The sequence below is a fragment of the Actinophytocola sp. genome (assembly GCF_050699915.1).
Lineage (GTDB): Bacteria > Actinomycetota > Actinomycetes > Mycobacteriales > Pseudonocardiaceae > Actinophytocola.
Genome location: NZ_JBOHGA010000220.1, coordinates 1 through 9,990 on the forward strand (window position 1 = coordinate 1; position 9,990 = coordinate 9,990).

Consider the following 9,990-nt stretch of genomic DNA (forward strand, 5'->3'; position numbering starts at 1 on the left):
GCCGAGCGCCGCTTGCGCCGCGACCGCCCGGCCCGGTCGGCCACCTCGTCGGGGTCGAACCCGAGCGGCGGCTCGCCGGCCAGCGCGGCGTGCAGGTCCTCGGTGAGCCGCTTCTCGATCTCGATCACGTCGTCTCCCTCGTCCGTGCCGCCGTCTGTGCCGCCGTCTGTGCCGCCGTCTGTGCCGCCGTCTGTGCCGCCGTCTGTGCCGCCGTCTGTGCCGCGTTGTCCAGCCGGGCCCGCAGCACGGCCAGCCCGCGCGAGGCCTGGCTCTTGACCGTGCCCGCCGAACAGCCGAGCGCCGCCGCCGTCTCCTCGACCGACAGGGCCTCGAAGTAGCGCAGCACGAGCACGGCCCGCTGCCGCGGCGGCAGCACGGTCAACAGTCCGAGCAGCTCTGTCCGCAGCCCGGCGGCGTCCTGGACCGCGGCGGGCTCGGCGGCGAGGTCGGCGCCTTCCGGCACCTCGACGTCCCGCCGCTCGACCCACCGCCACGGCCGGCGCCGCTCGTCGAGCCAGCACCGGAGCAGGATCTTGCGCGCGTAGCTGACCGGCAGGTGGCGCCGCCCGACCCGCGGCCAAGCGTTGTACAGCTTGATGAGCATGGTTTGCACGAGGTCGTCTGCCAGATGCCAGTCGCCGCAGAGCAGGAACGCGCTGCGGCGGAGTGCGACCGCGTGGCCTCGGGCGAACTCTCGGAAGCGGTTCTCGTCGGACGTCCGCATGTCTCTGCCTACGACCTGTCGCCGGGAAGGGTTGCCACGAGTTTCGCCCTCAGGGCGCGAGGAACTCCCGCAGCATGCGGCGGGCGGCCCCGCGAGGGTCGGGATCGATCTCGATCAGCGCGTTGACCACGGCCCCGTCGACGACGGCGATCAGGTGCTCAACACGGCGCTCGTCGGCGACGATGCCCGACCGGGCGAAGACCTCACGGAGCAGGCCGCGCAGTTCGGCGCCGAGCGTGTGCATCAGCTGGCGCAGGTAGGGCCGGCGGAACGTGGCGACCAGGCGCTCGTAGCGCAGCAGCACCAGCTCGGCGTCCCGGTCGCCGGCCGGCGGGCCGAGCAGCTGGTCGAGCACGAGGTCCACGACCGAGTCGATGCCGCGTACCTGGGTCGGCAGCGCGGCCAGCATCGCGGCGCCGCGGACCAGCTCGGCGCGGCCGTAGTGCTCGACGGCGGCCGCGACGAGCTCGTCGAGCGAGGCGAAGTAGTACGTGGTCGACGAGAGCGGCAGCTCGGCGCGCTCGGCGACCGCGCGGTGGCGGACCGCGTCGAAGCCGCCCTCGACCAGGAGCCCCGCCGCGGCCTCGACCAGTGCCTGGCGGCGGCGCTCGCCCTTGGGTGTGCTGGCAGCCGTCATCTCCGGACAGATCGTGCCAGGTCAGTGCTCAGGTCAGAACAGCCGGGCGAGCTCGTTGGCGACCTGTTGCACTTCGTCGCCGTAGGGCGCGATGTCACCGTCCAGGCGCGGCTCGCTGAGCACCACGACCGTGCGGCCGTCGTTGGTGATGGACTCGGCACGCTGTGTGCCCGCCGGGATGTTGGTCCATTCGGGTGGTGAGATGTCCGGCTGGACGATCACCGCCGAGAAGGTCCCGGACTGGCCGGCGTCGATGACGCGGTACATGGCGCCCACAGAACCCTGCGGGCAGGCAAGCTCGACCGACTCAACGTCGGTGACCTGGAGGTTTGCGGCGGCCGGGAGCTCGCCCGCGAGGGCAGCAGCGAGCTCCCGGTCCGCCTGTTCGCACCCACTTGGGGTGCTGCCGGGCGACTCAGGCCCGGCTTCCCCGCTCGGATGGCGGCCCTGCTTCCGCGGCTCCGAGGGGGCGTTCATGGGGGCGTCCTCACGCTCCGATTTCGGAGAGTCAGCAGCGCCCTCTTGAGGTAACTCGTACGGACCAGCGCCAGCGTTACCGCCTGCAGCCGCGCTGTCCGCTCCACTCGTCTGTTCGGCCGACTGTGGCCCTGTCCACAATGCCACGCTGAGCGCCGTCGCGCTCGCCAAACCGACCACACCAAAGGCTGAACCTGTCAAGATCCCGTTCCGCCTGCGGATCCGCTGGCGCTCCGAGGCACGGGCCACGTCGTGCTGGTCGAACGACGGGGGCGGCGTGTCGGCGACCACGTCCTGCAGCAGCTCAGCCAACTTGCGCTCGTCCATCGACATCCACCTCCTTCGTCATCAGCACCGCCGCTACATCGCCGACTTGAGATCGTCGGCCGTGTCCCCGAGCGCCTCCCGCAGCGCGGTCAGCCCCCGAGCCGTCTGGCTCTTCACGGTTCCCTCGGAGCACTTGAGCGCCTCGGCCGTGGCCGACACGTCCAGTCCCTCCAGGAACCGCAGCACGAGCACCGCCCGTTGCCGGGGTGGCACGTGCCGCAGACCGTCGAGCAGCGCGGCCCGCGTCGCGACCGTGTTGCCGATCTCGCCGTCCGGGTGTGGCACCTCGGGCAGCTCGTCGACGAACCGCTCCCGCCGCCAGGGGCGCCGGGACTCGTCGATCACCGCGCGCACCAGCGTCCGTCGGACGTAGGCGTCCAGGGCCCCACGGTCCCGGATCTTGCGCCATCTCCGGTGCAACGCGACGAACGCGGTCTGCGCGAGGTCGTCCGCCCGGTGCCAGTCGCCACAGAGCAGGTACGCGGAACGCCGCACGGCATCACGCCGCGCCACGAAGTACTCCGCGAAGTCCTGCTCGTCGCGCTCTTCCACGCGGACTCTCTCCGCTCGTCGTCTGCATACCGGGGACGGATCTTCCGGCCCCAACGGTTGCACGGACCGTCAGTTGAGATTCACGCCACCCCCTAAGACGTCCGAGAAGCCCGTGGGGGTGCATGTCAGGCCATGTGGTGTGATCGGATCGTGACATACACGAGGCAGATCGACCTTCGCTCGGACACGGTCACACAGCCCGATGAGGCGATGCGGCTCGCGATGTCCACCGCCGAGGTGGGCGACGACGTGCTGGACCGTGACCCGACCATGCGAAGGCTCGAGGAAAAAGTAGCCGACCTGTTGGGCGTCGAGGCCGCGCTCTGGGTGCCGAGCGGGTCCATGGGCAACGTGATCGCGTTGACCGTGCACCTGAACCGGGGCGACCGGTTCCTCGCGTCGGCCCGCGCGCACGTGCTCGACAACGAGCTCGGCGCCGGCGTCTGGCTCTCCGGCGGCGTGCCGGAGCCGATCGCGTGGGGCGACCGGCCCGGGCAGGTGCCGGTCGAGGCGGTGCGGGCCGCGGGCGGAGGCGGCGGGCCGTACTACGCGCTGCGGACGACGTTGCTGTGCCTGGAGAACACCCACAACGCGGCGGGCGGGGCGGTCACGCCGCCGGACGAGCACGCGAAGCTGGTGGCCACCGCGCGAGACGTGGGGCTGCGCGTGCACCTGGACGGCGCCCGCCTGTGGCACGCGGCGGTGGCGCTCGAGGTGCCGCCGGCGGCGCTCACGGTCGGCGTGGACACCGTGCAGGTGTGCCTGTCGAAGGGCCTGGGCGCACCGGTGGGCTCGCTGGTCGCGGGCTCGGCGACCTTCGTCGAGGAGGCGCGGCGGGTGCGCAAGATGCTCGGCGGCGGGGTGCGGCAGGGCGGCGTGCTGGCGGCGGCCGGGCTGGTCGCGCTGGACCGGATCCCGTCGCTGGCGACCGATCACGCGAACGCCACGACGTTGGCGTCCGGGCTGGCTGGCCTCGGCTGGGAGGTCAACCGCCCGGAGACCAACATCGTGCTGGCGTCCGCGCCCGATGTCGGGGTGATGATCAGCGCACTGGCGCAGGTCGGCGTCCGCGTGGTGCCGATGGCGGGCAAGGTCCGCTTCATCACGCACCGAGACGTCACTTCAGCGGACGTCGCCGAGGCGCTCGACCGGATCGCGCAGCTGCAGTCGTAGTGCCTAGCGGATCTGCTTGCGGTCGGAGCCGCCCTTGACGAGCGCGTAGCCGACGCCGCCGACGAGGGCGACCACGGCACCCACGATGACCAGCGTCAGCACGGCCTTGAAGATGAAGCCCAGCACCGCGAATGCCAGCCAGATGACGATGATCGCGCCGATGATCTTCAGCACCATGTGGATCTTCCTCCCGAGACGGCCTCGTGGCCACGCCGGGTGAACGAATGACGCTCATCGGCGGTTCCATGCCAGTCAACCAGAACCGGCACATCTGACACATCGGGGAGAACCCCTCAGGGTTCGAGCCACGCGCCGAGCCGGCGCAACGCCTCCGGGATGTCCTCCCGCGGTCCGGCGAACGACATGCGCACGAAGTGGTGGCCCTCGACGGGGTCGAAGTCGATGCCCGGCACGATCGCGAGGCCGGTGTCGGCGAGCAGCCGCTGGCAGAAGCTCATGGAGTCGTTCGTCAGGTGGGCGACGTCGGCGAAGAGGTAGAACGCGCCGTCCACCGGAGCAAGCCGGTCGATGCCAAGCGACGCCAGCCCGGCCACGAGCTGGTCGCGGTTCTGGCGGTACGCCGCCACGTGGGCGTCGAGCTCGTCGTAGGCGTCGAACGCGGCGACCGCGGCGTGCTGGGACAGGGTCGGCGGGCAGATCGTGAAGTTGCCGGTCAGGCAGTCGACCGCGCGGTGCAGCCGGTCCGGCACCAGCAGCCAGCCCAGTCGCCAGCCGGTCATCGCGAAGTACTTCGAGAACGAGTTGACCACGACGGCCTCGCGCGAGAACTGCCACGCCGACGCCGGATCCTCGCTGCCGTAGTGGATCCCGTGGTAGATCTCGTCGCTGACCAGCTGCACGCCGTGCTCGGCGCACCAGCCGGCGATCGCGGCGAGCTCGCCCGCGGCCAGCATCGAGCCGGTCGGGTTGGCCGGACTCGCCACGATCAGCCCATCGAGCTCGCCCGCGTCGTCGAGCATCTCGACCGTCGGCTGGAAGCCGGTGTCCGGGCCGCACGGCAGCTCGACGACCTCGCAGCCCAGCGCCGTCAGGATGTTGCGGTACGCCGGATATCCCGGCCGGGCGAGCGCCACCCGGTCGCCGGTATCGAACGCGGCGAGGAAGCCCAGCAGGAACCCGCCGGACGAGCCGGTCGTCGCCACCACGTGGTTCGGCTCGACCGCGAGCGAGTAGCGGCGCTCGTAGTGGCCGGCGATCGCATCGCGCAGCTCCGGGATGCCGAGCTGCTCGGTATAGCCGAGCTGCCGGCCTTCGAGCGCCGCAGCCGCGGCCGCCCGCACCGGGTGCGGTGCCGCGGCCGACGGCTGCCCGGCGACCAGCGACACCACGTCGCCCTTCGCGCGCTGCCGGGCGTTCGCCGCGGACAGCACGTCCATCACGTGGAACGGCGGGATCGACGCGCGGTCGGCGACCTTCAACAGACGCTGTCGCATGGGGCCAAGCCTGGCATCCCGGCGACCGCGCGTGTCATCAGGCCTGGGCGCGGACCGGCTCCGGCGCGACCGCGACCTCCTGCTCGGCCGGCCGACGCAGCACCACGGCCGCGAGCACCACGGCGACCGCGACGAGCGCCGCGCTCACCCCGAACGCCAGCCGGTAGCCGCTGGTCAACGCCTCCGTCGGGGACACGCCGGCGGCGAGCAGGTCGTTGGTACGCGAGGTCGACAGCGTCGCCAGCACGGCGAGCCCGAGCGCGCCGCCGACCTGCTGGGTGGTGTTGACCAGCCCCGACGCGAGGCCGGAGTCCTCGTCGGTGGCGCCGGACATCGCGAGCGTCATCAGCGCCGGGAAGGCGAGCCCGGCGCCCACGCCCATCAGCACCATCGACGGAAACAGGTCGACGAGGTAGCCGCCGGTCACCGGCGCCCGCATCAGCAGCACCAGCCCCGCGAGCATCGCCAGCAGCGAGCCCACGAGCACCGGCCGCTCGCCGAACCGGGCGTTCACCCGGGCCGACGCGCCCAGCGACAGCGCGCCGATGCCGACAGCGACCGGCAGGAAGGCGAGCCCGATCCGCAGCGGGTCGTAGCCGAGCACCTTCTCCAGGTAGAGCGCGCCGAGGAAGAACATGCTGAACATGCCGGCGATCATCAGCACCTGCACCACGTTCGCGCCGGTGACCGTGCGTGAGGCGAAGATCCGCAGCGGCAGCAGCGGGTTCGCCACCCGGGCCTGGCGCACGACGAACCCGACGAGCAGGCCGACCGCGACCGCGCCGACGACGAGCGTCCGGGCCGACCCCCAGCCGAAGTCGGCGGCCTTGACGATCGTGTAGACGGCGAGCATCAGGCCGGCCGTGCCGAGCACCGCACCGAGCACGTCCGCCCCGGCCCGCAGTCCGATGCCGCGCTCGGCCGGCACGAACCGTGACGCGAGCAGGACGGCCGCGACGCCGATCGGCACGTTGACGAAGAAGATCCAGTGCCAGCTGATCGACTGGGTGAGCACGCCGCCGGCGAGCAGGCCGATCGAGCCGCCGGCCGCAGCGACGAAGCTGAACACGCCGATCGCGCGGGACTGCTCGCCCTTCTCGGGGTACATCGTCACGATCATGCCGAGGATGACCGCGGCCGCCATCGCGCCGCCGACGCCCTGCACGAACCGGGCGGCGATCAGCATCTCCTGGCTACCGGCGAGCCCGCACAGCAGCGAGGCCAGCGTGAACACCACCAGCCCGGACAGGAACATCCGGCGCCGGCCGATGAGGTCGCCCACCCGGCCGGCGAGCAGCAGCAGGCCGCCGAACGGGATCAGGTAGGCGTTCACCACCCACGCGAGGCCCGACTGGGAGAACTCGAGATCGGCCTGGATGACCGGCAGCGCGACGTTCACGATCGTGCCGTCGAGAATGATCATCAGCATTCCCGCGCACAGCACGACCAGCGCGAGCGTGCGCGAGTCGCGACGGGTGCCGACGGCGTGGGACATGGGTCGCCTCCTGGTCTCGTGGTCCAGGAGTGACGCTAACAGATAATCTCGTAACAGACGATCCGTTGTGGGATGGACTACACGCGCCGCCGCGGCGCGCGCTCGCACTGCACGGGGGTGGCGAGCCGGTCGTCGACGAGCCGGACGAGACCGTTGACGAAGCCGGCGCGCTCGTCGTCGGGCAACGCGGCGAGCACGTCGCGGTAGGTGCCGTCGACGATCTTCTCGGCCTTGGCGACCACCTCGCGGCCGCCGTCGGTGAGCACGATGATCCGGGCACGGCGGTCGGTCGGGGACAGCTGGCGCTCCACGAGGCCGGCCTTCTCGAGCTCGTCGATGGTGACGACCATGGTCGTCTTGTCCATCTGGCACAGCTCGGCGAGCTTGATCTGCGTCCGGTCACCGGAGCTCGCCTTGGCCAGCACGCAGTAGCCGCGTTGCGTGATGCCGAGCTCCTCGAGCTTGGCGGTCAGCTCGGTGGTGAGCACGTGGCTGGCGTGACCGAGCAGCAGTGCGAGGTCGGCCGTCGTGGTCATGTCCCGAGGGTACGCCGACTAGGTCCGCGAGCGGATTATCTAGTAACCGACGTAACCGCCGCCGCCCTCGGTGGCCTTGATGCCGGGCACGTCGGCGAGCGAGCCGTAGCGCGAGATCGCGTAGTTGACGCCGGCGCAGATGTTGTCGACCGGGTTCCAGATGTCGTTGTGACCCGGCAGCTTGTAGGACTCGAACGTCGGGTCGATGGTCTGCATCAGGCCCTTGGACGGCGTGCCCTTTTCGGCGTTGGAGTCCCAGTTGTTGATCGCGTGCGGGTCGCCGCCGGACTCGTGCTGGATGATCTGCCAGATGCGCTGCATGTCGGCCTCGGTGACGTTGATGCCCTGCTTGCGCAGTTCCTCGATGGCCTGGCGGATCCATTCCTGCACGTTGCCCGGAGGCGGACCGCCGGCGGGCGGGCCACCGCTGGACGGCCCGGCGTAGGTGGCACCGCCACCGCCACCCGACCCACCGCCACCCGACTCACCGCCACCGCCACCGCCACCGGCCGAGCCGCCGCCGGAGCTGCCGGGTCCGGCCGCGGCGTTCGCCGGCGGGGCCTGGTTGCCGTCGGCGCCGGCGGGCGCGGTCTGCCGCTCGGGGGTCGGCGTCCACTGCACGGTCTGGCCCGGCTGTGGGGTGAACGGCTGGCTGTTGGGCTCGGCGAGGGCGGAGAATTTCGAGGCGGGCGTCTTGGCGCCGTTGACCGTGCCCAGCGCGGCCGCCAGCGTCTGCTCGGTGCCCTGCAGGTGGCGGTCGATGTCGCCGGCGACGTCGCCGCAGATGCCCTCGGTGTACTCGTCGATCTGCGGCTGGGTCGCGTGCGGGTTGTCGCGCCGCCAGGTCCGGATCTCGCTCAGGGCCTGTTCGCAACGGTTGGCGACGTTGTGCTTGGCGGCGTCGAGGGCGTCGGCCGCGTCGCCCAGCGCGGTCGCGGCGTCGGTCATCGCGGTGCCGACGTCGGTGCCGGCCTTGGCGAAGGTGCCCATGTAGGCGACGAAGGCGTCGGCCGAGCTGCCCTCCCAGGCCGCGTCGAGCTGGGTGACGCCGCCCGCGACCTCGCCGCCGTAGGTGCCGGAGTCGGTCGCCGCGTCGGACAGCCGGGTGGCGGCGTCGGTGATGGTGGCGGGGTCGGCGTCGGCGACCTTCGCGGCGGCGGTCGCGACCGCCTCGCCGCCCGCGTAGCCGGCCAGGGTGTCGGCCGCAGTCACGTCGTCCTCCCTCAGACTTGCTGCGTCATGGCGTCGGCGTGGGCCTGGTCGGTATCGCCGACCGTCCGCGACACGGCGTCGAGCGCGCGGGCGACCCCGTCGAGGCGGCTCTCGGCGGCGGTGAACTCGGTGTCGAGCACGCTGTTGAGCGAGTCGACGGCGGCGGCGAGCCCGGCGGAACTGGGCAGCGTGCCGTAGGCCGCGGGCGCGGCGGCGGTCTGCGTGAAGGTGTCGGCGATCTCGCCGAACTTCGGCTGGTAGTCCTGCGCCTTCTGCATGCACGCGTTGATCGCGTCGGTGTTGTACTTCGCCATCTCCACCCCTTTTGCGCCTCGTCATTCGACGGCGACGCGTACCCCGTGGTTCCGGTTCACCGTAAGACGCGGGAACCCGTCAGATCTCGTCGAGCAGCTCCTGAACGCAGATCGCCAGCCGCTGGTTGTCGGCCGGCGTGATCGTGCTCCACATGCGACCGTCGGCGTTGGGCTTGGCGAGGTAGACGTACCGGCCGTGGTCGGTGTCGTGGAAGGAGACGACCCGGTCGGCGCGGACCGTGCGCTGGTCGCGGCGCTGGCGGGCGGCGCCGAACTGGCCGCGCAGGCCCATCCCGTCGACCATGCCGGCGAGCGTCTTGGCGTCGCCGCCGGCGATGCCCTTGCGGATCAGCGCGGCACTCAGCTCGCGGCGGTTGCCCTTCGCCTCCTTGTCGGCCGCCATGAGGGCGTCGGTGGGCACGCTGACCGAGTAGCCGGGCCCGGCCGGCGACTCGCCCGCGACGGACACGGCGGCCTCCGCGAGCGCGGTGTCCCGGGTGGAGATGAGCCAGACCTCGGGCCCGTCGACGGCGGCGAGCAGCGCGGTGTTGCCGGACAGGACGGTGAGCGCGGAGATCCGGTGGTTGGCCCAGATCCAGCTGTCGAGGCAGACCTGTGGGTGGGCGAGGAGGCTGAGCTGGTCGGCGAGCTCGGGGGTGGCGCGCTCACCGTCGGACAGGCCGCGTTGCTGGAGCGTGCTCATCGCCTCGGCGACCAGCTGGGCGCGTTCGGTGTGCGTCTTGCCCGGGCTGGGCACGCCGAGGGCCTCGTGCTTGGGCGGGAGGCGCTCGCGTTCCCAGAGGACGTCGAACTCGAGGGTCGAGAGGACGACGGCGTCGGTCAAGGACGGTCGTCCGACTCGTCCCCGATGGCCCCGGGGGCGACCACGCGCTCGTCGTCGAACACGTCGGCGGAGTCGATGCCGTAGCGGCGCACGTGCTCGCGGTCGTCCTCGCCGTCGCCGCGGGCACCGGGTGCCGCGGCGGCCGGCTGCATGATCGAGGCGCCGGGGCGGCCGGTCTTGGCACCGAACCGCTCGGCGTTGCGGGCCGCCCGGGCCTCGTCGTCCGGCGCGGCGCCGATCGGGGT

Annotated in this window: 12 protein-coding genes and 1 pseudogene; 1 reads left to right on the plus strand and 12 read right to left on the minus strand. The window is 71.9% G+C overall.

All coding sequences use genetic code 11. The features are described 5' to 3' along the window. Positions 1 to 124: 124 nt before the first annotated feature. The 4 genes from ACRDSK_RS27630 to ACRDSK_RS27645 are packed head-to-tail and all read right to left on the minus strand — an operon-like array spanning position 125 to position 2,717. A complete protein-coding gene (locus ACRDSK_RS27630; protein WP_431444258.1) occupies positions 125 to 724 on the minus strand; it encodes an RNA polymerase sigma factor in 600 nt (199 codons plus the stop codon). 49 nt (positions 725 to 773) lie between these two features. Beyond that, positions 774 to 1,361: a TetR/AcrR family transcriptional regulator gene (locus ACRDSK_RS27635; RefSeq protein WP_431444259.1), complete on the minus strand. Its 588-nt coding sequence runs from the start codon at positions 1,359 to 1,361 to the stop codon at positions 774 to 776. Between the two features lie 33 nt (positions 1,362 to 1,394). After that, positions 1,395 to 2,165: a hypothetical protein gene (locus tag ACRDSK_RS27640; RefSeq protein WP_431444260.1), complete on the minus strand. Its 771-nt coding sequence runs from the start codon at positions 2,163 to 2,165 to the stop codon at positions 1,395 to 1,397. A gap of 33 nt (positions 2,166 to 2,198) precedes the next feature. Further along, positions 2,199 to 2,717, minus strand: a complete 519-nt coding sequence (locus tag ACRDSK_RS27645) for a SigE family RNA polymerase sigma factor (protein ID WP_431444261.1) — start codon at positions 2,715 to 2,717, stop codon at positions 2,199 to 2,201. 150 nt (positions 2,718 to 2,867) lie between these two features. Between ACRDSK_RS27645 and ACRDSK_RS27650 the strand changes: the two genes are divergently transcribed. Next, positions 2,868 to 3,890 (plus strand): threonine aldolase family protein, encoded by a 1,023-nt coding sequence (locus ACRDSK_RS27650; RefSeq protein ID WP_431444262.1) that lies wholly within the window; start codon positions 2,868 to 2,870, stop codon positions 3,888 to 3,890. 3 nt (positions 3,891 to 3,893) lie between these two features. Here ACRDSK_RS27650 and ACRDSK_RS27655 read toward each other — a convergent pair whose 3' ends face one another. The 8 genes and pseudogenes from ACRDSK_RS27655 to ACRDSK_RS27690 form a co-directional block, all read right to left on the minus strand. Continuing rightward, positions 3,894 to 4,067: a hypothetical protein gene (locus ACRDSK_RS27655; protein WP_431444263.1), complete on the minus strand. Its 174-nt coding sequence runs from the start codon at positions 4,065 to 4,067 to the stop codon at positions 3,894 to 3,896. 116 nt (positions 4,068 to 4,183) lie between these two features. Then, entirely contained in the window at positions 4,184 to 5,344 is a 1,161-nt protein-coding gene (locus ACRDSK_RS27660; protein ID WP_431444264.1) for a pyridoxal phosphate-dependent aminotransferase, read from the minus strand. A gap of 37 nt (positions 5,345 to 5,381) precedes the next feature. Next, positions 5,382 to 6,839: a DHA2 family efflux MFS transporter permease subunit gene (locus ACRDSK_RS27665; RefSeq protein ID WP_431444265.1), complete on the minus strand. Its 1,458-nt coding sequence runs from the start codon at positions 6,837 to 6,839 to the stop codon at positions 5,382 to 5,384. 77 nt (positions 6,840 to 6,916) lie between these two features. Next, complete coding sequence (locus ACRDSK_RS27670) at positions 6,917 to 7,375, minus strand: MarR family winged helix-turn-helix transcriptional regulator (RefSeq protein WP_431444266.1); 459 nt, start codon at positions 7,373 to 7,375, stop codon at positions 6,917 to 6,919. Between the two features lie 39 nt (positions 7,376 to 7,414). Continuing rightward, entirely contained in the window at positions 7,415 to 8,587 is a 1,173-nt protein-coding gene (locus tag ACRDSK_RS27675; RefSeq protein WP_431444267.1) for a transglycosylase SLT domain-containing protein, read from the minus strand. Positions 8,588 to 8,598: 11 nt separating this feature from the next. Next, a complete protein-coding gene (locus tag ACRDSK_RS27680; protein ID WP_431444268.1) occupies positions 8,599 to 8,901 on the minus strand; it encodes a hypothetical protein in 303 nt (100 codons plus the stop codon). 79 nt (positions 8,902 to 8,980) lie between these two features. Continuing rightward, entirely contained in the window at positions 8,981 to 9,745 is a 765-nt protein-coding gene (locus tag ACRDSK_RS27685) for an ESX secretion-associated protein EspG (RefSeq protein ID WP_431444269.1), read from the minus strand. Next, a pseudogene (locus ACRDSK_RS27690) lies at positions 9,742 to 9,990 on the minus strand (hypothetical protein); the annotation flags it as partial. The gene ACRDSK_RS27685 and the pseudogene ACRDSK_RS27690, both read right to left, overlap by 4 nt.